Source organism: Microbacterium sp. P26 (assembly GCF_023712585.1).
In the GTDB taxonomy this organism is placed as follows: domain Bacteria; phylum Actinomycetota; class Actinomycetes; order Actinomycetales; family Microbacteriaceae; genus Microbacterium; species Microbacterium algihabitans_A.
Genome location: NZ_JAMAXZ010000007.1, coordinates 164,569 through 186,294, shown reverse-complemented (window position 1 = coordinate 186,294; position 21,726 = coordinate 164,569). Strand labels below are relative to the sequence as shown.

18 protein-coding genes and 1 tRNA gene are annotated in these 21,726 nt (G+C 69.7%); 6 read left to right on the top strand and 13 right to left on the bottom strand.

Going from position 1 to position 21,726, the window contains the following annotated elements:
* Positions 1-3: 3 nt before the first annotated feature.
* The 3 genes from M3667_RS14025 to M3667_RS14015 all read right to left on the bottom strand — a co-directional run bounded on the left by M3667_RS14025 (position 4) and on the right by M3667_RS14015 (position 2,191).
* Positions 4-237 carry a DUF4244 domain-containing protein gene (locus M3667_RS14025; protein ID WP_251508858.1) on the bottom strand — a complete coding sequence of 78 codons (234 nt, stop codon included), beginning with the start codon at positions 235-237 and terminating at the stop codon, positions 4-6.
* Between the two features lie 83 nt (positions 238-320).
* Positions 321-1,211 (bottom strand): pilus assembly protein TadB, encoded by an 891-nt coding sequence (locus tag M3667_RS14020; RefSeq protein ID WP_251508856.1) that lies wholly within the window; start codon positions 1,209-1,211, stop codon positions 321-323.
* Entirely contained in the window at positions 1,208-2,191 is a 984-nt protein-coding gene (locus tag M3667_RS14015; RefSeq protein WP_251508854.1) for a TadA family conjugal transfer-associated ATPase, read from the bottom strand. The genes M3667_RS14020 and M3667_RS14015 overlap by 4 nt, the downstream gene beginning before the upstream one ends.
* Before the next feature lie 433 nt (positions 2,192-2,624).
* On the opposite strand from M3667_RS14015, the gene acs reads away from it, so the two are divergent.
* On the top strand, positions 2,625-4,592 hold the full coding sequence (gene acs, locus M3667_RS14010; RefSeq protein ID WP_251508852.1) for an acetate--CoA ligase: 1,968 nt from the start codon (positions 2,625-2,627) through the stop codon (positions 4,590-4,592).
* A 57-nt stretch (positions 4,593-4,649) separates the two neighbouring features.
* Here the strand turns inward: acs and M3667_RS14005 are convergent, their stop codons facing one another.
* The 3 genes from M3667_RS14005 to M3667_RS13995 form a co-directional block, all read right to left on the bottom strand.
* Positions 4,650-5,357 carry a phosphatase PAP2 family protein gene (locus M3667_RS14005; RefSeq protein WP_251508850.1) on the bottom strand — a complete coding sequence of 236 codons (708 nt, stop codon included), beginning with the start codon at positions 5,355-5,357 and terminating at the stop codon, positions 4,650-4,652.
* A gap of 133 nt (positions 5,358-5,490) precedes the next feature.
* Positions 5,491-5,958, bottom strand: a complete 468-nt coding sequence (locus M3667_RS14000) for a RidA family protein (RefSeq protein WP_251508848.1) — start codon at positions 5,956-5,958, stop codon at positions 5,491-5,493.
* A complete protein-coding gene (locus M3667_RS13995; RefSeq protein WP_144833146.1) occupies positions 5,955-6,173 on the bottom strand; it encodes a hypothetical protein in 219 nt (72 codons plus the stop codon). The genes M3667_RS14000 and M3667_RS13995 overlap by 4 nt, the downstream gene beginning before the upstream one ends.
* 116 nt (positions 6,174-6,289) lie before the next feature.
* On the opposite strand from M3667_RS13995, the gene M3667_RS13990 reads away from it, so the two are divergent.
* The 4 genes from M3667_RS13990 to M3667_RS13975 all read left to right on the top strand — a co-directional run bounded on the left by M3667_RS13990 (position 6,290) and on the right by M3667_RS13975 (position 11,720).
* Positions 6,290-9,022 carry a transglycosylase domain-containing protein gene (locus M3667_RS13990; RefSeq protein WP_251508845.1) on the top strand — a complete coding sequence of 911 codons (2,733 nt, stop codon included), beginning with the start codon at positions 6,290-6,292 and terminating at the stop codon, positions 9,020-9,022.
* Positions 9,019-9,942 carry a metallophosphoesterase gene (locus tag M3667_RS13985; RefSeq protein ID WP_251508843.1) on the top strand — a complete coding sequence of 308 codons (924 nt, stop codon included), beginning with the start codon at positions 9,019-9,021 and terminating at the stop codon, positions 9,940-9,942. Before M3667_RS13990 ends, M3667_RS13985 begins: the two co-directional genes overlap by 4 nt.
* Before the next feature lie 114 nt (positions 9,943-10,056).
* Positions 10,057-11,553 carry a hypothetical protein gene (locus tag M3667_RS13980; protein ID WP_251508841.1) on the top strand — a complete coding sequence of 499 codons (1,497 nt, stop codon included), beginning with the start codon at positions 10,057-10,059 and terminating at the stop codon, positions 11,551-11,553.
* Positions 11,554-11,643: 90 nt separating this feature from the next.
* A tRNA-Pro gene (locus M3667_RS13975) sits at positions 11,644-11,720 on the top strand.
* Between the two features lie 84 nt (positions 11,721-11,804).
* Here M3667_RS13975 and M3667_RS13970 read toward each other — a convergent pair.
* Together M3667_RS13970 and M3667_RS13965 are read right to left on the bottom strand one after the other, a co-directional pair.
* Complete coding sequence (locus tag M3667_RS13970) at positions 11,805-13,409, bottom strand: hypothetical protein (RefSeq protein WP_251508839.1); 1,605 nt, start codon at positions 13,407-13,409, stop codon at positions 11,805-11,807.
* Positions 13,410-13,576: 167 nt separating this feature from the next.
* Positions 13,577-15,601 carry an Ig-like domain-containing protein gene (locus M3667_RS13965; protein WP_251508837.1) on the bottom strand — a complete coding sequence of 675 codons (2,025 nt, stop codon included), beginning with the start codon at positions 15,599-15,601 and terminating at the stop codon, positions 13,577-13,579.
* A gap of 374 nt (positions 15,602-15,975) precedes the next feature.
* Between M3667_RS13965 and M3667_RS13960 the strand changes: the two genes are divergently transcribed.
* Entirely contained in the window at positions 15,976-16,770 is a 795-nt protein-coding gene (locus tag M3667_RS13960) for an HAD-IIB family hydrolase (RefSeq protein ID WP_251508835.1), read from the top strand.
* Between the two features lie 49 nt (positions 16,771-16,819).
* Here M3667_RS13960 and M3667_RS13955 read toward each other — a convergent pair whose 3' ends face one another.
* The 5 genes from M3667_RS13955 to mqo are packed head-to-tail and all read right to left on the bottom strand — an operon-like array spanning position 16,820 to position 21,678.
* Positions 16,820-17,641, bottom strand: coding sequence for a siderophore-interacting protein (locus M3667_RS13955; protein WP_251508833.1), 822 nt, complete (start codon positions 17,639-17,641; stop codon positions 16,820-16,822).
* 42 nt (positions 17,642-17,683) lie between these two features.
* The gene (locus tag M3667_RS13950) at positions 17,684-18,493 is read right to left on the bottom strand and encodes an FCD domain-containing protein (protein WP_308196467.1); all 810 of its coding nucleotides are present in this window, start codon (positions 18,491-18,493) and stop codon (positions 17,684-17,686) included.
* A 53-nt stretch (positions 18,494-18,546) separates the two neighbouring features.
* Positions 18,547-19,575 (bottom strand): UDP-glucose 4-epimerase GalE, encoded by a 1,029-nt coding sequence (gene galE / locus M3667_RS13945; protein ID WP_251508832.1) that lies wholly within the window; start codon positions 19,573-19,575, stop codon positions 18,547-18,549.
* A 59-nt stretch (positions 19,576-19,634) separates the two neighbouring features.
* On the bottom strand, positions 19,635-20,240 hold the full coding sequence (locus M3667_RS13940; RefSeq protein ID WP_251508831.1) for a thymidine kinase: 606 nt from the start codon (positions 20,238-20,240) through the stop codon (positions 19,635-19,637).
* Positions 20,241-20,247: 7 nt separating this feature from the next.
* Positions 20,248-21,678, bottom strand: coding sequence for a malate dehydrogenase (quinone) (gene mqo, locus M3667_RS13935; RefSeq protein ID WP_308196472.1), 1,431 nt, complete (start codon positions 21,676-21,678; stop codon positions 20,248-20,250).
* Between the last annotated feature and the right edge of the window lie 48 nt (positions 21,679-21,726).

Below are 21,726 nucleotides of genomic sequence, written 5' to 3'. Positions count from 1 at the left end.
TCGTCATTGCACCGTCAGGGCGCGGCGCACCAGGTCGGTGAGGATGCCGCGCACCTCGTCGCTGCGCATGATGATGACGAGCAATCCCGCGAAGGCGACGGCGGCCATCGTGGCGACCGCGTACTCGGCCGTCGCCGCCCCCCGTTCATCGAGGAAGAGCGCACCCGCCCGCGCGGACGTGAGGAAGGGAAGAGGGGGCGTCGACGAACCCGAGGCGCGGTGGGGGAAGAAAGGCATGTCGTTCTCCAGGGGTAGAGGTGAGGAGGGATGACTCCACGGGCCGACGGCGAGCGGAGGGCGCGGTCGCGCTGGACCGCGGGTCAGGGGAAGGCGTTCGATCGGATGATGCCGAGCACCAGCGGGATGACGGCGAGAAGTAGGAACGCGGGAAGGGTGCAGACGGCGAGCGGAAGCAGCAGCCGTGTCGACAGCCGCGCCGCGGCCGTCCGCCCCTCGGTGCGGGCGCGGTGGCGGGCGAGCCACGCGTCGCCGCGCAGCAGTTCGACGGCGGGGACACCCGCCCGGGTCGCCAGATCGAGGGTCCGCTGCACGGCGGCCGTCGCCTGGTGCTCTTTCCCGACGTCGGCGAAACCGCCCACGAGCGTGCTCGCGCGGTCGACCGACACTCCCGCCGACAGCGCGACGGCCCACAGCTCCGGCTCCAGACCCGGGATCCGTGCGGGCGGGCGAGCTCGGCGCGCGAGCGCTCTCGTCCACAGTCGCGCCCCGACCATGAGGACGCCCCCGATGACCAGGCAGGGCGGTCCGAGGGGATCGGTGAAGAGGATGCCCACGGGAGCGAACCCCATCGCGTATCCCAGCGGCACCCCGAGCACGGGCAGCCATCCGAGCAGCCGGGCGGTCGAGGTGGGCTCGGCCAGCGCGACGGCCACATCGGCCGACACCTCCGAGACATCGCGCAGCGCCACGACAGCACCGCGCAGCGTCTCCGCGAGGGGAGCTCCGGTCTCGACCGCGACGCTCCAGATCGCCCCGACCCCGACCCAGGAGCCACCCGCGGCGACCAGTACGGGTCCGACGTCGACGCCACGTCGCGCGGCCGCCGCCGCGGCGTTCACGACGGCACCGCCTCCGGCCGCGAGATGCGACCACGCCGCCGCCGGCGCGGACCCCCCGGCCATGAGGGTCGCCAACCGCGCGATGGTCTCGATCGCGTCGTCCGCGGCCGGACGGACGGAGGACCGCGTCACTCCCACGCCCGCGCCTCGATCAGCAGTCGACCGTCGCGTAGCGTGGGTCGCCCCCATGCCGCGACACGGCGGCGTCCGGCGACACGCTCCACGTGCACGATCGCCGTGATCGCCCCCGCCGTCTGCCGCGCCACCGCCACGGCATCCATCCCCGCGAGAGCGCCCAGGGCCTCGAGCCGAGGCGCGACGTCGACCAGGCTGTTGGCATGGAGCGTCCCGGCTCCCCCGTCGTGGCCGGTGTTCAACGCGAGCAGCAGCTCGCGCACCTCTTCGCCGCGCACCTCGCCGATCACGAGCCGGTCCGGCCTCATGCGCAGCGCCTCGCGCACGAGCCGCGACACGGGGATGGCTCCGACGCCTTCGATGTTGGCCTGGCGCGCTTCGAGCGCGACGTGGTGGGGGTGAGCGGGTCGTAGCTCGGCGACCTCCTCGATCGTCACGATCCGTTCGGTGTCGGCGACGCAGCCCAGGAGAGCGGCGAGGAGAGTGGTTTTCCCGGCCCCCGTCGCGCCGACGATCAACAGGTTGTCGCGCCGCGCGACGAGACCCTCGAGCCGGGCCCTTTGCGCGGCGTCGAACATGCCGGCGCCTTCAAGGCTCGCCATGTCGGGCACGGACCACACCGGCACGCGCACCGAGATGGACGTCCCGCTTGCGGCGACGGGCGAGAGCACCGCGTGCACGCGCACCCCTCGCGTCCACCTCACGTCGACGCACGGAGATGCGTCGTCGAGGTGGCGCCCTCCGCGCGCGATGAGGCGGACGGCGAGTCGTCGCACCTCGGCCTCGCTCGCCCGCCACGACGGCACGCGGACGATGCCGTCTCCGCGGTCGACGAAGAGGCCGCGATCGCCGTTGACGAAGAGATCGGTGACCGTGGGGTCGTCGAGGAACGGACGGAGGAACGCCAGCGCAGCGTCGTCGCGATCCGCGTCCGTCGCGTCGACGACGGACGGAGCGGGGAGGGAGGGAGTCGACATGACGACGACCGTAGGGACCGATGGACCGCGTCCGCCGACCGGATCGGTCGATCGGTGGACAGACGGAGCGATGAGTCATCTGGGGAGGAACCCCGCGCCGCGTCGCGCGGGAGGACCGTCCGAAAAGGAAGGGGGCGGCATCCCTACAGTGGGGGGCGAGGGATGCCGCCACGCGCCGGGGAAAATTGGGGGGCTCCCCCGACGCGGTGCCGGAAGCGATGTTCGGGCGGTAGACAGCGTACGCGCGCCGGAGGGCGCCACCAACTTTCCGGACCGATGCATCGCGATATATCAGTTGTTTCCCTGCTGCGCCGACCGATCACCGCGATGCCAACTATCGGAGGTGGCCCGTGTCGGAGGGTGTCGCTAGCGTGACCGTCGTGACGACGCTGCGCATGGGCGCCGGCGTCCGTGAACGCGAAGGAGCGCCGCGATGAGCAGCCAGATCGACCACCTCCTCAACGAGACCCGCCGTTTCGCCCCGTCGGCCGCATTCGCCGACGCCGCGATCGGCGACCGCGAGCTCTACGAGCGCGCCGCAGCCGACCGCGAGGGCTTCTGGGCCGACCAGGCACGGGAGCTGCATTGGCACACCCCCTTCACGAAGGTGCTCGACTGGTCGAACCCGCCCTTCGCCGAGTGGTTCGCCGACGGCGAGCTCAACGTCGCCTACAACTGCCTCGACCGCCACGTCGAGGCCGGCAACGGCGATCGCATCGCCCTGCGCTGGGAGGGCGAGCCGGGTGACACCCGCAACGTGACGTACGCCGAGCTCACCGACGAGGTGAAGCGTCTGTCGAACGTGCTGACCGACCTCGGCGTCGAGAAAGGCGACCGCGTCGCGCTGTACCTGCCGATGATCCCCGAGGCGATCTCGTCGATGCTCGCGGTGGCCCGCATCGGTGCGGTGCACTCCGTCGTCTTCGGCGGGTTCTCGGCCGACAGCCTGCGCGCGCGCATCGACGACGCCGGAGCGAAGGTCGTGATCACGGCCGACGGCGGCTGGCGGAAAGGAAAGGTGTCGCCGCTGAAGCCCGCCGTCGACCAGGCCCTGGCCGATCGCAATGGGTCGGGCGTCCAAGAGACGGTCGAGCACGTCGTCGTGGTCAAGCGCGGCGGCAACGAGGTCGAATGGACCGACGACCGCGACCTCTGGTGGCATGACGTCGTCCCCCAGGCGTCGGGCGAGCACGAGGCCGAGGCCTTTCCCGCCGAGACGCCGCTGTTCATCCTCTACACCTCCGGCACGACGGGGAAGCCGAAGGGCATCCTGCACACCTCGGGCGGATACCTGACGCAGGCGGCCTTCACGAACCGGGTCGTCCACGACGTGCACCCCGAGACCGACGTGTACTGGTGCACCGCCGACATCGGCTGGATCACCGGGCACACCTATGTCACCTACGGCCCCCTCGCCAACGGCGCCACTCAGCTCCTCTACGAAGGCACCCCCGACGCACCGCACCCCGGACGCTGGTGGGAGCTCATCGAGAAGCACAAGGTGTCGATCTTCTACACCGCGCCGACCGCGATCCGGTCCTTCATGAAGATCGGACGCGACATTCCGCAGAAATTCGACCTGTCGTCCCTGCGCCTGCTCGGATCGGTCGGTGAACCGATCAATCCCGAAGCGTGGGTCTGGTACCGCGAGATCATCGGCGCCGACGAGACGCCGATCGTCGACACCTGGTGGCAGACCGAGACCGGCGCCATCATGATCTCCGCGCTGCCGGGCGTCACCGAGACGAAGCCGGGCTCGGCGCAGGTGCCCGTGCCCGGCATCTCGATCGCCGTCGTCGACGATGCGGGCGAACCCGTCGGCAACGGCAGCGGAGGACTCCTCGTGGTCACCGAACCCTGGCCGAGCATGCTGCGCGGCATCTGGGGCGACCCCGACCGCTACCGCGAGACCTACTGGGAGAAGTTCGCCGACAAGGGCTACTACTTCGCCGGCGACGGCGCCCGCCTCGACGACGACGGCGACGTGTGGCTGCTCGGCCGCGTCGACGACGTCATGAACGTCTCGGGCCACCGCCTCTCGACCGCCGAGATCGAGTCGGCCCTGGTCGGCCACGAGGGCGTCGCCGAGGCGGCCGTGGTCGGCGCGAGCGACGAGACCACGGGGCAGGCGGTCGTGGCCTTCGTCATCATCAAGAGCCGCTACCTCACGCAGAACCCCGTCGAGGGACTCGGCGACGAGCTGCGCAAGTGGGTCGGCCAGCAGATCGGCCCGATCGCCCGGCCGCGCGACGTCTACATCGTGGGAGAACTGCCCAAGACGCGCTCGGGCAAGATCATGCGCCGCCTCCTCCGCGACGTCGCCGAGGGCCGCGAGGTCGGCGACACCACGACCCTGGCCGACACCGCCGTCATGAGCGTGATCAGCGCCCAGGTGAAGTGAGGAAGATCCCGGATGCCGTGACCCCTGGCATCCGGGATCTTCTCTTTCCGACGCGGATCAGGCGCGGCGAACGAGCCGGCGGTCGACACGGGCGACGACGAACGCCAAGAGGGCGCGCACGGCCGGGAAGATGCCCGCGACCCAGATGACGGATGCCACCGCGTCGCCGGCGTAGTGCACGCCGATGTACACCACCGACAGCATCATCGCCGCGACCAGCACGACGCCCACTCCGATCGCCAGGGCGCGCCAGCGGGTCGCCCACGCCACGCAGATCAGCGCCGCGGCGAAAGCGGCGACGAACGCGACATGGCCGCTGGGGAACGACGGGTCGGCCGTCGTCCCGACGGCGTTCACCACCTGCTCCGACAGGCCGGGGCGGGGCCGCTCGACGACGAGCTTGATCGCTTCGGCCGAGCCCCAGGTGAGCGCGATCGTCCCGACGAACGCAAGGGCCACCTGCCAGCGACGCGTGGCGAAGCCGACGACCGCCGTCGCCACGACCATGATCCCCGCCGCCGAGACCGGTTTGACCGCACGATAGAACCCCTCCGCGATCGCACCGAGGGCACCGAGGTGCGAGCGGTGCACGGCACGGGAGAGCGCGACATCGAGCGGCACGAGCCGCAGGAGGAAGCCGACCGCGACGAGCACAAGCACGGTCGCCACGGCGGTGAGCACCAGCCGCCGCGGGTGCGCGGCGGGGGCCAGGAAGGGGTTCGAGGCGGCGGCGGACGACGCGCCCGGCACGACGGAGGTGGTCATGAGCACGAATGATCCTCCCCGCCACTTCAGAATCCGCCGTGACCGGCGACGGCGGGACGACGAAGGGGACGCCCCGACACGCGGGACGCCCCCTTCGATCCGGATGCCGAGGAGTCGGCATCCGGAGATCCGGTCACGCGACCGAGAAGACCACCTCGACCTCGACGGGGCTGTCGAGCGGGAGCACCGGCACGCCCACGGCGGAGCGTGCGTGCGCTCCGGCCTCGCCGAACACCTCGCCGAGGAACTCGCTCGCACCGTTGATGACGCCCGGCTGCCCCGTGAATTCGGGCACGGATGCCACGAAACCGGTCAGCTTCAGCACTCCGGTGAGGTTGTCGACGCCCCCGACGAGCGCTGCGGCCGCCGCGATCGCGTTCAGCGCGCACTGACGGGCGTAGGTCTTGGCATCCGCGGGGCTGACGAGCCCGTCGGTCTCGCCGACCTTGCCGGTGGCGGGGAGTGCCCCCTGCATCATCGGAAGCTGGCCCGAGGTGTAGATGAGGTCGCCGTGACGCTTCGCGGGGATGTACGAGGCCACGGGCGGGACGACGGCCGGCACCTCGACGCCCAGAGCGGCCAGACGCTCGGAGACGCTCACTGCTGCCCCTCGAACTGCTTGGCGGCGGTCTCGGCAGCGCCGAGGCCCGCGTTCGCGGCACCTCCGCCGGTGGGGCGCTTCAAATAGGCGACGAGTCCGCCCTCGGGGCCGGTCACCACCTGCACGAGTTCCCAGCCCTGCTTGCCCCAGTTGTTGAGGATCGCGGCGGTGTTGTGGATCAGCAGCGGCGTGGTGAGGTACTCCCACGTGATCATCTCGGGCTCCCGGAGGTTGCTCGGAGCGCGCAGCATCTGCGCGCGGGGGCGGACGCGTACGCGCGCAGGGCGCACCTTCGAGGCATCGCCCAGCAACGTCGCTTATCCTCAAGCCTATGCCCGAGAACAAACGAACGGCTAGCGGTGCCCTCGGCGGCATCGTCGGCCTCGTCGGCCTGAGCGCGGTCGCCGGACTCCTCGTCACCGCTGCCGTGACGCCCGCCATCGCCGTCTCCGGCGCGGCGGCCTCCAGCGCCATCACGATCTTCGACAACATGCCGAGCTACCTGCAGCCCGACGAGCTGATGCAGCCGACGACGCTGATGGCCGGCGACCAGGTGCTGGCCAAGTTCTACGACCAGAACCGCTCCCCGGTCACCTTCGATCAGGTCAACCCGGTCATGTACGACGCGATCCTCTCCTCCGAGGACCCGCGCTACTACCAGCACGGTGGTGTCGACCTCATCGGTACGACCCGTGCACTGCTCAGCAACGCCTCGGGCGGCGAGACGCAGGGTGGATCCTCGATCAGCCAGCAGTACGTCAAGAACGTGCTCGTGCAGCGCTGCGAGCGCGACGCCCGTGCGATCCCCGCCGTGGAGGCGACGGACAGCACCCCGGCGGTCGAAGCCAAGAGCCGCGACGAGGTTCTGCAGGCGTGCGCGCTCGAGGCCATCCAGTCGGACGGTGCCGCGGGCTACCAGCGCAAGCTCCAGGAGATGCGCTATGCGGTGCAGCTCGAGAAGGAGTACACGAAGGATCAGATCCTCCTCGGGTACCTCAACATCGCCAACTTCGGCGGAACCACGTACGGAATCGACGCCGCCGCGCGGTACTACTTCAACACTCCCGCCGCGAACCTGACCGTCGGGCAGTCCGCGATCCTCGCCGGCATGGTGCAGAACCCCAACCGCTTCCGCATCGACCTGCCCACCGGCAGCATCAGCGACGGTGAGACCGCCTACAACAAGGCTCCCGACGGCTCGATCGACGACGTCGACCAGGGCACCATCCAGGCGCTCTACACGCTGCGCGACAACGGCGAGATCACGCAGGACCAGCTCGTCGCCGCCGCCGACGGCTACAGCGAGACCAAGGGCCGCCAGCTCTACGTGCTGAGCCGCATGGAGGCCGACGGCAAGATCACTCACGAGCAGTACGTGGCGTCCGCGGTCGAGCCGATCACCCCGGCGATCACTCCGACGACCCAGGGCTGCTCCGCCTCGGCCGCCCCGTACTTCTGCCAGTACGTCGTCTCGACGATTCTCAACTCCGACGCGTTCGGCGAGGGAACCGACGACCGTGTCAACGCGCTGCGACAGGACGGTCTGACGATCCAGACGACGCTCGACTGGAACGTGCAGAACGCCGCTCAAGAGACCATGAGCGAGAACGCGCCGACCAACCTCGACCCCGCGCGCTACGACAACCTGAAGTTCGGTGCCACGGCGGTGAGCCTCGAGGCCAAGACCGGCCGCGTTCTCGCCCTCGCCCAGAACACGAAGTTCACGCAGGATCCGACCCTCGCCGACTCCGACCCTTCGTACAGTTCGATCGTCTTCGCCGGCGATTCCGACAACGGCGGATCGATCGGTTTCAGCGCCGGATCGACGTTCAAGCTCTTCACCCTCATCGACTGGCTCGAGAAGGGTCACTCGCTCAACGAGACGCTGAACGGTCGTCTGCAGCCCGTCCCCAACATGAAGAACTCGTGCCAGGGTCCGTGGGTCAACACCACGAAGTACACGATCAACAACTTCAACGAGAGCCGCGGCTACGTGGGAACGCCGATGATGTTCACGCGCGACTCGCTGAACACCGGCTACCTCGCCATGGCCGCCGAGCTCGACCTCTGCGACATCGCCAACGTCGTGAAGAAGATGGGCGTGAAGACGGGCGACGGCAAGGAGATCTTGATGGCGAACGCCAACGAGGTCATCGGTAGCGACAACATCTCGCCGATCGCCATGGCCGGCGCCTTCTCGACGGTCGCCAACGGCGGCACGCGCTGCCCCGCGAAGGTCATCGACAAGGTGACCGCGGCCGACGGGTCCGAGCGTCCCGCCCCCGACCTGAAGTGCGAGACCGCACTGACGCCTGAGATCGCGGCGACCGCAGCGTACGCCCTCCAGGGCGTCATGCAGGGTGGCGGAACGGGTTCGCAGGCCAACCCCGGCGACGGCACCCCTGTGCTCGGTAAGACCGGTACGCACGAGGCCCACGAGACCTGGATGATCGAGTCGTCGACCAACGTCACGACCGCCGTCTGGGTCGGCAACTGGGACGGCGGCACTGTCAGCCTCTTCCAGAAGTTCGCCAACGGCCTGCAGCTCAGCGACATGCGCTACCGACTGGCACGCGACGTGCAGCGCGCGGCCGACGACGTCTACGGCGGCGACCGCTTCCCCGACCCGGCGAGCAACCTGCTGCGCACCCAGCAGCGCGACCTCCCGAACGTGGTCGGCCAGAGCATCGACAGCGCGACCTCGACGTTGCAGAACGCCGGCTTCCGCGTGACGGTCGGAGACCCGATCGATTCCGAGCTCGGCAACGACCGCGTGGCCGCGCAGAACCCCGGTGGCGGCTCCGCCCCCGCCGGTTCGCAGATCACGTTGAGCCCCGGCAACGGAAAGGGCGGCACCGTCCCCGACGTGGTCGGTCGCAGCATCAACGCCGCGCAGAACGATCTGAAGGCCGCCGGCTTCACGAACTTCTCGATCGGCGACTGCAAGGAGAGCGACAAGGCGCCCGACGGCGGGCAGGTCACCGCAAGCAACCCGGCCGCCAGAACGGCGGCGAACAAGGACACCCCGGTCGTGCTGAACGTCAGCGCGAAGGACTGCCCGTGAGCCGCGCCTCCCGCGTCGCCGCCCTCGCACCCCTCGGGGTTGCGGGGGCGGCCGCTGTCGGGGCGGCCGTGTGGGGCATGGGCATCGAGCGCTACCTGTTCACGGTGCGGTACCACGCCCTGCGCGTGCTTCCGAAGGGCGCCGAGCCGATCCGCGTGTTGCACGTCTCCGACGCGCACATGGCGCCCTGGCAGCACCGCAAGCAGGAGTGGATGGCGCGCCTGGCCGACCTCTCCCCCGACCTCGTCGTGAACACGGGAGACAATCTCGGTCATCGCGACGGGCTCACCGGCATCCGGACCGCCTTCGCTTCCCTGCGCGGCGTCCCCGGACTCGTCGTGCACGGCTCGAACGACTACCAGGAACCCGCGCCACGCAACCCGCTGCGCTACTTCCTGGGACCGTCGGGGCACGTTCCGGCTCACAAGCACCTCGACATCGATGCCCTCGATCGGTTCTTCACCGACGACCTCGGGTGGAAGGTGCTCGACGACACGGCTGTCTCGCTCGAGGTGAAGGGCACGCGGATCACGGCCTTCGGCGTGAACGACGCGCACCGCGACTGGGATCGGCCCGAGCTCATCCCCCCGGTCGTCTCGAGACTGGATGCCGGCGACCTCACCCTCGGAGTGATGCACGCCCCCTACCGGCGCACCCTCGACGCCTTCACCTCGTTCGGAGCGGACGTGCTCCTGGCCGGTCACACCCACGGCGGACAGGTTCGCATCCCCTTCAGCAGCAAGGCGCTGGTGTCGAATTGCGACCTCCCTCTCGACCAGGCGCGCGGACTGAGCGAGTGGACGCACGACGGGCGAACGGTGCCGTTGAACGTCAGCGCCGGTCTCGGGCACTCCATCTACGCCCCCGTGCGCTTCGCGTGCCGGCCGGAGGCCACGCTGCTGACGCTGCTGCCTCGCTGACCGCTTCTGCACAACCCGACAACGGATCGATCCCTCCACGGATCGGTCCGTTCTCGCATCGGCGGCGATCACGTTTCACGCAAGATCGAGTCTCTTCCAACCGAAGGGACTCGCATGCAGCACTCACCACCTCCGTCTCGGCGACGTCGAGCGGCGTTCGCCGCCGCCGTCGCCGTGCTCCTCGGCGCGGTCGGCCTCGCGCCCGCCGCGCACGCCGCCGACCAGGGCACCGGTTTCGGCACCTGGGCGCCGTTGTCGTCCACGGGTTGGCACGGATCGATGCGCGTCGGCGACGTGCACACGTACTGCATCCACCCGGGGCTGCCGGTGGCGACCGGTGACACGACCGACCACGGCGAATCTTCCGACGTCAACGGCCTGAGCCCCCAACAGCTGGTCTCGATCAACCACCTCGTCGGCACCTACGGTCAGACTGACGACCCGGTGCAGGCGGCGAGTGTCGGCTGGGCGGTCAAGGCGATCGTCGACCGCGACACCACCCTGCATTCGTGGGGCTACACCGGTGACGATCTGCGCGGCGCCATCGACCACATCATGCGGCGGGCCAGCCCCGAGAACAACGTCGCGGTCCAGGACCTCGCTCTGACCTACCTCGCCGAGGCCGAGGCGATGGCGGTCCCCCGCGTCGGCGGAACGCTGACCCTCACGACGCAGGCCGACGATCCCACGCGCGGTACGGTGATCGCCGACGTCGACCCCACGGCATCCGGCACCCTCCGTCTCGAGAACGCCGTGTTCGCCGACACGGGCGCGGCGGAGCGATCCGGCGCCGTGGGCGGCATCGCGTATCCGATCTCCGCCCCGGTTTCCGCCTCCATCGACGGGCACCCCTACACGGTCCGTGCAAGGGGGACGTTCTCGGTCGAGACCGCGGCCATCCGCTCCTACAGCACCCCCGGTCAGCAGGAATCGGCCGGGCCCGCACGCCCCACGACTTTCGAGCTGACCGCCGAAGACGACACGACGCGCCCCGTGCGCTTCGTGCCGCACATCTCCACCTCCGCGCACCTGCAGGACGGACGATTCGTCGACGAGGTCACCGTGTCGAGCGACGGGCCGTGGCCGCGTCATGAGGACGGCTCGTTCGTCGTCATCACGGCGACGGCCGACGTCTTCGCGACCAGCTCGTTCCCGGCCGAATCCGACGAGATCCCCGAGGGGCTGGACCCCGTCGGCCACCTCGAGCTCCGCACCGATCCGGACACGGGGGGCGGCGTCTACCGGGTGCAGAGCGACGCCCTTCCCGGCCCTGGCGTGTACACCGCGGTCTGGCGCATCGACCGCAGCACGCAGGATGCCGAGACCATGCCTCACCTGGCTCCCGGCTTCGTCTTCGTCGAGAGGTTCGCCTCCCCCTCTCAGACGGCGCAGTTGGCCGTTCCTCCCCCGGTGCGGGTGGTCCCGACCCCCGCGCCGAGCACGCCGCCTCCTGCGACTCCGAGTCCGACGGCATCGGTCCCCGCCGCCCTGGCCGCGACCGGGATGTCGGCGGCGACGATCGGCGGCACCGGAGGCCTTGCCGCCGTCGTCCTGGCGATGGGGGCCGCCGCGTACTGGATCGCCCGGCGGCGAGGCACTCCGCGCACCTGATCCCGCACGAACGGCCTCGATCATGACGCGCCCGGGTCCTGCCGTGGTTCGGAGCATCCGCTTCGACAGGGTAGACTTTTCAAGTTGCAACGGGGTGTGGCGCAGCTTGGTAGCGCGCGTCGTTCGGGACGACGAGGCCGCAGGTTCAAATCCTGTCACCCCGACCACAACAGAGAAGGCCCTCCGCGGGATCGCGGGGGGCCTTCTTGCTGTCCGGCGTGCGGATGCACTTCGCGTCGTCGGCTCGCGCGTCACCGCGCAGGGGGCGGCGAATCGCTCGTGGTCACGAAGATCGGCGACGTCGAGACCTCCTGCGTCGACGACGCCGCGGTACCGGTGACCGCGGCCAGGCGCGCCCCGTCGACGCTGGTGACCGTCAGGTATGCCTTGCCCGTCGCCGGGAGCGTCACCGACGTCGTCGAGGTGTCCGCCGACGACCGGGTCGTGCGCCACATCACGCGGGTGGTGACCCCCTTGTCGTTCGTGAACACGTACGACTGCACGTCGCCGGAGAGCGTGTCCGTGCGCAGGTAATGGAAGCCGTCGAGTTGCGACCGCAAGACGTAGAACGCGATCGCGGCCTTCTTCGGCTGGAACCCCTTGACGTTGTCCGTCGCCTGGCGGAACAGGCCGAAGTTGTACTCCGTCTCGGTCGGGCCGTAATCGAGCGCCTGGTACCAGTTGACGAGAGCGATCTGCGGGCTCGCCTGCGGCGCGATGAAACTGTAGACGAGCCGGTCGGCCTGCTGTTCCTCGGTCCCGACCTTCGCGGGGTTGCCCTTCTGCTCGGTGGAGATCGACCACCCGACCTCCGTCATGTACAGCGGCTTACCGGCACCTCGATTGTTCTTCCTGATCAACCGCGTGATCTCGTCGGCGACCTCACCCAGGCGCTGCGGGGTGAGGCCGTAGGGGTGGTACGAGAAGGCGTCGCCGTAGGCGACTCCCCCCGCCGAGAAGAAGTCGCGCCACCAGTCGAGGCTGACGCCCGCGAGTCCCCCCGCGACGATGACGACGTCAGGATGCCGTGACTTCACGAACGGATAGACGACCTTGGCGATGTCGAGATAGCACGCCGCCGTCGCGCCACAGGCGCTGTTGTTCGTGCCGTTGAATTCGTTGAGCATCTCGACGGTGGTGACGTGGGGATGCGCGGTGAGGAACGCGTCGATGTACTTCGCGTAGGCGCGGATCGCGTCAGGCGACGAAGGCAGGCGGCCCCCGTCGTACAGCGGATTGCCGCTACCGGCCGTCCAGACGAGCGACATGTCGTTCTGATCGTCCTCATCGAGCGTGCGCTGGATCGACGGCGGTGTCGAGTATTCGCCGGCCGACAGCTCGAACTGGCTCCAGTACACCGAATCGCGCCGCGACGAGAAGCCGAGCCCCTTCAGCAGCGGGATCAGGCGGTCCATGTTGACGCTGTAGACGCTGTTCGGGTGCGCGCTCAGCGTCTGCACGCTGTAGTAGCGATCCACCGCGGGGGCGGGGCCGGTGACCCCGAACGCGGCGGTGACGTCTCCATCGGACGGCGAGGAGAGGGTGACCGTGTAGTAGCCGGTCGGCACCCGCTGCGCGACGTCGATGGTGAGGGAGCCGTTGTCGGGCTCGGCGGTGCCGGAGACCACCTCGTGACCGCCCTCGTCGGCCACCCTCCACGTCACGCTCGCGCTGGCCCCCGACACGGCGAACGACACCGCCCCCGGGTCGGAGAAGATGAGCGTCGGGTTCTCGAGGACGAGACGCGACGACGAGCTCACGCGCTGGACTGCGAACGTGAGGACGAGCGCGGCGACGACCACGGCCGCCACGACGAGAACGATCGTGGTCGCCCACGCTGCGCGTCGGGTTCTCATCCGTTGCATCCTTCGCGGGCTCCGTCGGGCACGTCAGCTCATCGTAATCGCGCGACGAGTCGGCGCCGTCCCCACGCGGCCGCGCACCGGCCGCGCAGTCGCGAGAACGAAAGCGCCCCCGACACCTTCCGAAACGGGAAGGCGCCGGGGGCGCTGGCTCATCGACCTCAGCGGGTCGAGCGGCGCACCTTGCGGTAGCCGAGGGCACCGAAGCCCGCGAGCAGGAGTGCCGCGGCACCCCATGCGAACGGAGCCACGTCGCCCATACCGGTCACGGCGAGGCTGCCACCGTTGCCGCCGTTGCCGGCGCCACCGTTACCGGCGCCACCGTTGCCGCCCGGAGCGGGGGTGCCGCTCGAGGAGGGCGAGGGAGCCGGAACTGCTGCGACGGCGAAGCTGACCGTGGCGCTGCTGGAGACACCCTCGACGGTCTGGGTCGCGACGACCGCGTAGGGGCCCTCACCGAGGGCGGCAGGCAGCACGATCGACCAGGTGCCGTCTTCGTCGACAGTGGTCTCGCCGACCTTGGCGTCGTTGATCGTCACGACGACCTTCGCACCGGCGACACCGGTGCCCGAAACCGAGGTGGGAACGGCCGCGCCGCTGTAGGTGGCGCCGTCCTGGATGCCCGAGATGGTGGGAGCCGACGGAGCGACCGTGAACGACGAGGTGGCCTCGGCCGAGGTCTGCCCGTCACGCGCCTGAACGGCGGTGACGGAGTAGGTGCCGATGCCGAGGTCGGTCTTGACCGACCACTGCCCGCTGGCCGAGACCTTCGCAGTGCCGGTGGCGTCGCCGCTCAGCGTCACCGTGGCGCCGGCGAGGCCGGTGCCCGAGATGGCGGTGAGCTCGTTCTCGACGATCGATCCGTCGACGGGCGAGACGATGACCGGGGCCTCCGCCTTGACGACGACCGACGCGTCGACCTTGGCCGAGGTGTTGTAGCCGTTGACGGCCTGCAGCGAGAAGTCGTAATCGCCCAGCTTGTCGGGGGCGGGGAAGCTCCAGTTGCCGGAACCGTCGGTGGTCGCCTCGAAGGCGTCGCCCGCGGCGGGGGTGACCTTCACGGTCGAGCCGGCGGGCGCGGTGCCCGAGATCGTGCCGCCCACGGCGACCGATCCGCCGTCGGCGGGGGTCGTGAGAACGGGAGCGTCGATCTTCAGCGCGACGGAGTAGCCACCGGTGCGCTCGAGGCCGGCCTGGAGGTCGGCGGCCCACATGAAGGAGCCCGTCGCGGGGTCTCCACCCGAGACAACGCCCACGGCGGTGTCGCCCTGGAACACGGCGCCGCCTGAGTCACCGCCGGCGACGGTGCCAGGGGCACCCTCGACCGCGAACCCGTAGACCCAACGGACCTCGTCCTCTTCCTGGACCTGCATCCACCCCTCGGCCGTGACCGTACCGCTGGTGAGACCGGTCGTACGCCCCGACTTCGACGCGGACGTGTTCAGCTGGGCCTTGCCCACGGCGCGCACGTCGGTGGTCGACTTCGACAGATCGCTCGTCGTCGTCCAGTCGGTGATCTCGGGGAGCAGATCGAGTGTGACGTTGGTCACGTCGATGGTCGCGATGTCGACCGACGAGGCGTTGCCGTTGGCACCCTCGCTGTTTCCCGGGCCGCCGAACTGCGAGAAGCCGAGGGTTCCGAGCGGAGCAGCGATCGCGGGCTGGGTACCGCCGGCGGCCTGGTCGCGGGAGGGGACGGTGAGGAAGCTCTGCGTCAGAGTGCCGTCGGCGTTGCAGTGGCCGGCGGTGATGACCGCGGGGTCACCCTCGGGGGTCCACCCGCTGAAGCCGACCGAGCACAGCGCGCCCGAGGTGGCGTCGATGGGCGAGATGTAGCCCGCACCGCCGACGACGTCGGTGGCGGCAAGAGCCGAGATCTTGCCGATGTTCTTCACCACGACGTTCGAGGTGGAGTCGACGAAGGCCTTGGCCGTGCCCTCGAGCCCGGCCTCGTCGGTCGAGGTGAAGATCACGACGTTGCCGGAACCGTCTTTCGCGACGCCCTCGACCTGGTGGTTCTCGGTCATCAGCTTCTTCGCCGTGGAGTCGAACTGGGGTCCCGAGGTCGGGGCGGTGGACTCCGCCTCGCCGGCGAAGGCGACAGCCGGGGCCAGGAGTCCGGAGGCGGTGAGCGCCAGAGCGGCGGACGCACCGGCCCACCCCAAGCGCTTCATGTTTCGTGTCATCGTCTCTCTCAAGTGTCTCGTCGGAAGACGCGCGGCGAGCAGGACGGGAACCGCGATCGGGCCCCCACCCACCTCTCAGCGTCGCGCCAACCCTACGACAACCTGAACGTTCGTTATGAAGACCTTTTCGCTTTCCGTCGTCCATGAGAAGACTCTCATGCGCACCCGGGATTTCGACGGTGCGTCTCCCGTCCCTCCTCGACGTCACGAAACATCCGGGAGCGGAAACCTCTCCCGGCGGAAGACGTGGGATGCGGTATGCCGCTGCTTCACCCGCAGCCTCGCCCGAGGGGCCGTCTGAATCCCCGCAGCCTCCCGCCTAGAATCGACACGACCTCGCGCCGCATCTGTAGGCGTGCGCGCAACGACCACTGATGCCAGGAGCACCCGTGCCCGACACCACGCCCCGCCTCGTCGCGTTCGATCTCGATGACACCCTCGCCCCGTCGAAGTCGCAGATCGACCCCCGCATCGGCGAGCTCCTGCTCGCCCTCGCCGCGCGCGTCGAGGTGGCGATCATCTCCGGAGGCCAGCTCCAGCAGTTCCGCACCCAGGTAGTCGAGCGTCTGCCGCAGGCCGACGCGGCGCTCCTGTCGCACTTCCACCTCATGCCGACCTGCGGAACGCAGTACTACCGCCTGAACGCCGACGGCATCGAGACGGTCTACGCGCACTCGCTCACCGACGACGAGAAGCAGCGCGCCCTCGCCGCAGTGCGCGAAGAGGCCGAACGCCTGGGTCTGTGGGAGGCCGAGCCCTGGGGCGACATCCTCGAGGACCGCGGTTCGCAGATCACCTTCTCGGCTCTCGGCCAGTCGGCGCCGCTCGAGGCGAAGATGGCGTGGGATCCCACGGGAGAGAAGAAGAACAGCCTGCGCGAGGCCGTCGCCGCCCGCATTCCCGACCTCGAGGTGCGCTCAGGTGGCTCGACCTCGGTCGACATCACCCACCGCGGGATCGACAAGGCCTACGGCATGGGAAAGCTCTCCGAGGCCACCGGCATCTCCCTCGACGACATGCTGTTCGTCGGCGACCGCCTCGACCCCGACGGCAACGACTACCCCGTGCTCGCCATGGGCGTCGAGTGCCAGGCCGTGCACGGCTGGGAGGACACCGCGGCGTTCCTCGACGAGCTCGTCCCCACGCTGCCGGAGCGCGCCGCGAGCTGAGCCCCAAGGGCCGCGCCATCCGCGCTCGAGCGCGGGCGCGGCCAGACCGTCAGAGGATCTGACCGATGGGCTCCCGCTTCTCGGCCTGGAACCGGTCTTCGGTGCGCCCGTAGGCCCAGTACCCCGACAACGACACCTGCGTCCGCTCGAGGCCCCACTGCCCGAACACGATGTCGCGCAGAGCCTTCATGGCCTCGCGCTCCCCGTGGGCGAACACCTGCCCGCGTCCGGGGAGCGGATGCCACCGCGCCACAGCCTCCGCGAGCACCGGCGTCGCGCCGGCAGGAGCGTCTCCCCGGTGCACCCACGTGATGGCGATGCCCTCCGGCGCCCGCAGGGTCAGCTGCTCGTCGGGGCTCTGAATCTCGAGGAACGCCGCCCCCACGGCATCCGGAGCCAGAGCCTCCAACGCCGCCCCGATCGCCGGCAGGGCCGACTCGTCGCCGACCAGGAGGTGCCAGTCCGCCGTCGGGTCGGGGGCGTATCCCCCACCGGGCGAGGAGACGACCAGGCGCTCCCCCGGCTCGGCACGGGCGGCCCAGGGGCCGGCGAGTCCCTCATCTCCGTGCACGACGAAGTCGATCGTGAGTTCGTCGCCGTCGACCGCCCGCACCGTGTACGTGCGCGTGACGGGGAGGTCTGCGGGGGCCAACGTCTCGCGCAGCGCCGCCAGGTCGTACGGCGGCTCCAGGCCCAACTCGGGCTTGGCGAAGGTGATCTTGACGTAGGCGTCGGTGTACGGGCTCTCGCGGAACGCGGTGAGGTCGGCACCGCGCGCACGGATGCGCACGAGGTGCGGGCTCAGCCGCTCGCGGGAGACGACGGACAGCACGTGCTGCGGACGCGGCGGGCGCGCGGGGCGATCGGACACGGTTCTCCTTCTCGACACGGGCATGGACGGCCCGTGAATGGCTCAGACGGGTGTGGACCGACCGTCGGCGGTCACGGCGACGCGCGCCGCATCGGCGACCGCCGGGTCGGCGGGGTCGGACGGGCTCAGAGCCTGCGCAACCTCGGTGTAGTAGTCGGCGATGTGCCGACGGATGCAGTCCCTCGCCTCGGCGGCGTCTCCGCGTTCGACGGCCTCGACGATCCGCCGATGCTCGTGCCTCAGCCGCTGCGCGGTGCTCCCCCAGTCGTCCAGTCGCAGCGCCCCGGCTCGCGTGTAGGCCTCGATCGAGCTGCGGAGTCCGGACATCATGGCGGAGACGACGGCGTTGCCCGAGGCCTCGGCGAGGGCCTGATGGAACCGCGCGTCGAGGGCGAGGAACTCGTCGGATGCCAGGTCGTCGGCATCCATCGCGTCGAGCACCTCGACGGTGTCGGTCAGGTCGGCCTCCGCGCCGGCGAGGCGTTCGGCGACGTCGCACTCGAGCACGATGCGCGTGCGCACCACGTCGCCGAGCGGGAAGCCGTTGGCGGCGACCTGCAGGCGCAGGAAGGCGGCGAGGCCCCCGCGCGGAGTCGTGACGATCATGGCGCCCGCCGTCGGACCGGATCCCGTCGCCGTGCGCACGACGCCGAGCACCTCGAGCACGCGCACCGCTTCACGCACGCTCGAGCGCCCGACGCCCAGCTGCGTCGCGAGCTCCCGCTCGGGTGTCAGCCGGTCGCCCGGGGCGAGCCGACCCTCGCGGAGGTCGCCCTCGATCCGTTCGAGCACCACCTGCCACGCGCGTGGAGCGCTGTTCGGCATGGCATCCCCCGTCTGAGCGGGCCTCACGGTGTGACCCGACCACATCACCCTACGCGCGTGTCCGCGCGGCGACAGGGGGTTCAGGCGTCGGCGGTCGTGCGGTACCCCTCGGGGTTCGTCGTCTGCCAGTTCCAGTAATCGCGGCACGCATCGTCGATCTCGAGTCGCGTGCGCCAACCGAGCACCTCCCCGGCCTTCGTGGGGTCGCAGTAGGTCGCGGCGACATCCCCCGGGCGGCGGTCGAGGATCTTCTTCGGAAGTTCGTGACCGACGGCCTTCTCGAACGAGGCGATGAGCTCGAGCACGCTGACCGGACGACCGGTGCCCAGGTTGAACACCGCGTGACCCGGCTGCGCCTGCTCGAGAGCCGCGACGTGACCCTCGGCGAGGTCGACGACGTGGATGTAGTCGCGCAGACCCGTGCCGTCGGGGGTGTCGTAGTCGGAGCCGAAGACGCCGATCTCATCGAGCGAGCCGATCGCCACGCGCGAGACGTACGGCATGAGGTTGTTGGGGATGCCGGCGGGGTCTTCGCCGATGAGGCCCGAGGGGTGCGCGCCGACCGGGTTGAAGTAACGCAGCACCGTCACGTTGAGATTGGGGTTCACGCGCGCGACGTCGGCGAGCACGACTTCGTTCATGCGCTTCGACTTGCTGTAGGCGTTGGAGAGGTCGACGCTCGTGGTCGACTCCTCGGTGAAGGGCAGGTCGGCCGGGTCGGAGTACACCGTGCCGGTGCTCGAGAAGACGAAGCTCCGGATGCCGCGGGCGATACCGACCCGCAGCAGCGCGAACGTGGTGTCGAGGTTGTTGGAGTAGTACTCGAGGGGCTTCTGCGTCGATTCGCCCACCGCCTTGAACGCGGCGAGGTGGATGACGGCGTCGATCGGTCCGTGCTCGTCGAACGCCGAGGCGACGACTGCTTCGTCGGCGGCGTCGCCGACGATCAGCGGCGCGGGCTTGCCCGTGATCTTCTCGACCCGCTCGGCGGCGACGGCGTGCGTGCCCGACAGGTCGTCGAGCAGGACGACGTCGTGGCCGGCTTCGAGCAGGGCGACGGCCGTGTGGGTTCCGATGTAACCGGCACCGCCGGCCAGGAGTACGCGCATGCCTCCAGGCTATCGGTCGACGCCGACGTCGATCGTCGCGCACGTGCCCGCGGCGGCTCTCAGCGGCCGTCGAGCCGCCCGCCGGACTCGCGCAGGTAGCACGCTGCGCACATCGACTCGTAGGTGACCTCGCCTGCGATCTGGCCCTCGTCGATCGCGACCTGGTCGCCGTCGAAGACGAACCGGCCGCCGACGAGACGCGCGTTGAAGATCGCCTTGCGGCCGCAGCGGCAGATGGTCTTGAGCTCTTCGAGGCTGTGGGCGATCTCCATCAAACGGGCCGATCCCGGGAAGGCCTCGGTGCGGAAATCGGTGCGGATGCCGTACGCGAGCACGGGGATGCCGTCGAGCACCGCGATGCGCAGCAGGTCGTCGACCTGCGCCGGGGTGAAGAACTGCGCCTCGTCGACGAGCAGGCACGCCACCGGGGCGTGTCCCGCCGCGGCGTGGAACACCTCGCGCAGGTCGTCGGCGGGCGCCACGAGGAAGTCGACCGCGCGCTTCACACCGAGTCGGCTGTCGATCTGGTCGGCGCCCTTGGTGTCGATCTCGGGCTTGGCCAGCAGCACGCGCTGCCCGCGCTCCTCGTAGTTGTACGCCGCCTGCAGCAGGGCCGTCGACTTGCCGGAGTTCATCGCCCCGTAGCGGAAGTACAGCTTCGCCACGAGCGCCTCAGGGGTTGATCGAGAGGGCCTGCGCCGTGGCGTCCAGCTCTCGACGGGCGACGTCGGGCCGCGTGTTCAGCGACTCCCCGTAGCTGGGGATGAGCTCGCGCAGGCGCGGCTCCCACTCGGCCATGCGCTCGGGGAAGCACGTCTTGATCAGCCCGAGCATGATCGACACGGCCGTCGAGGCGCCCGGCGAGGCGCCGAGGAGACCCGCGATGGAGTGGTCGGCCGAGGTGACGACCTCGGTGCCGAACTGCAGGACGCCACCCTTGTCCTTGTCGCGCTTCATCACCTGGGCGCGCTGACCGGCGTCGAGCAGCTCCCAGTCGTCGTCCTTCGCGGTGGGCATGAACTCGCGGAGGCTGTCGACCTTCTTCGCGTGCGTCTTGAGCAGCTCGCTCACGAGGTACTTGATCAGACCCGGGTTGTCGACGGCGACCTTGAGCATGGGTCCGATGTTGTGCGGACGCACCTGCGTGACGATGTCGAGCATCGAGCCGTTCTTGAGGAACTTCGGGCTGAACGTCGCGAACGGTCCGAACAGCAGAGCCGACTCTCCGTCGACGACGCGCGTGTCGAGGTGCGGCACCGACATCGGAGGCGCGCCCACCGAGGCCTGCGAGTAGACCTTGGCGCGGTGCTTCGAGACGATGTCGGGGTTCGAGGTCTTCAGCCACTGGCCGCCGATCGGGAAGACGCCGTAGCCCTTGATCTCGGGGATGCCCGAGCGCTGGAGGAGCTTCAACGCCCATCCGCCCGCACCCACGAAGACGAACTTCGCGTTGATGGAGCCCGGGGTGCCGCCGATGACGTGGCGGTACGAAACCTCCCAGGTGCCGTCCTTCTTCTTCTTCAGCTTCTTCACGTCGTGGTTGGTGGCGACCTCGACGCCCTTCTCGCTCAGATTCGCGAAGAGCTGACGCGTGAGCGAGCCGAAGTCGACGTCGGTGCCGGCGGGCACGCGGGTGGCGGCGAAGGGCTCACCCTTGCGACGCTTCTGCATCAGCAGCGGAGCCCACTGGTTGATGACGCGGGAGTCCTCGCTGTATTCGATGCCGGCGAACAGCGGCTGCTGCTTGAGCACCTCGTAACGGCGTCGCAGGTACGCCACGTCTTTCTCACCGCGCACGAACGTCATGTGCGGGGTCGCGTTGATGAACGTCGACGGCTCGTCGAGCACGCCCTCGGCGACGAGCGTCGACCACAGCTGACGGCTCTGCTGGAACTGCTCGTTGATGGCGACGGCCTTCGACGGGTCGAGCGCTCCGTCTTTGCTGTCGGGCATGTAGTTGAGCTCGCACAGCGCCGCGTGGCCCGTGCCGGCGTTGTTCCAGGCGTTGGAGCTCTCCTGCGCGACGTCGCTGAGGCGCTCCAGGACCGCGATCTTCAGATCGGGCTGGAGGTCTTTGAGCAGCGTGCCGAGAGTGGCGGACATGATGCCGCCACCGATGAGGAGAACATCGACGTTTTCAGTCACCCGTCG

What these genes read in the sequence shown, in the direction of transcription:
- M3667_RS14025 (WP_251508858.1), bottom strand. Translation starts at nt 237, where the DNA reads ATGCCTTTCTTCCCCCACCGCGCCTCGGGTTCGTCGACGCCCCCTCTT.
- M3667_RS14015 (WP_251508854.1), bottom strand. Translation starts at nt 2,191, where the DNA reads ATGTCGACTCCCTCCCTCCCCGCTCCGTCCGTCGTCGACGCGACGGAC.
- acs (WP_251508852.1), top strand. Translation starts at nt 2,625, where the DNA reads ATGAGCAGCCAGATCGACCACCTCCTCAACGAGACCCGCCGTTTCGCC.
- M3667_RS14005 (WP_251508850.1), bottom strand. Translation starts at nt 5,357, where the DNA reads ATGACCACCTCCGTCGTGCCGGGCGCGTCGTCCGCCGCCGCCTCGAAC.
- M3667_RS13995 (WP_144833146.1), bottom strand. Translation starts at nt 6,173, where the DNA reads ATGATCACGTGGGAGTACCTCACCACGCCGCTGCTGATCCACAACACC.
- M3667_RS13990 (WP_251508845.1), top strand. Translation starts at nt 6,290, where the DNA reads ATGCCCGAGAACAAACGAACGGCTAGCGGTGCCCTCGGCGGCATCGTC.
- M3667_RS13980 (WP_251508841.1), top strand. Translation starts at nt 10,057, where the DNA reads ATGCAGCACTCACCACCTCCGTCTCGGCGACGTCGAGCGGCGTTCGCC.
- M3667_RS13970 (WP_251508839.1), bottom strand. Translation starts at nt 13,409, where the DNA reads ATGAGAACCCGACGCGCAGCGTGGGCGACCACGATCGTTCTCGTCGTG.
- M3667_RS13965 (WP_251508837.1), bottom strand. Translation starts at nt 15,601, where the DNA reads ATGACACGAAACATGAAGCGCTTGGGGTGGGCCGGTGCGTCCGCCGCT.
- M3667_RS13960 (WP_251508835.1), top strand. Translation starts at nt 15,976, where the DNA reads ATGCCAGGAGCACCCGTGCCCGACACCACGCCCCGCCTCGTCGCGTTC.
- galE (WP_251508832.1), bottom strand. Translation starts at nt 19,575, where the DNA reads ATGCGCGTACTCCTGGCCGGCGGTGCCGGTTACATCGGAACCCACACG.
- mqo (WP_308196472.1), bottom strand. Translation starts at nt 21,678, where the DNA reads ATGTCCGCCACTCTCGGCACGCTGCTCAAAGACCTCCAGCCCGATCTG.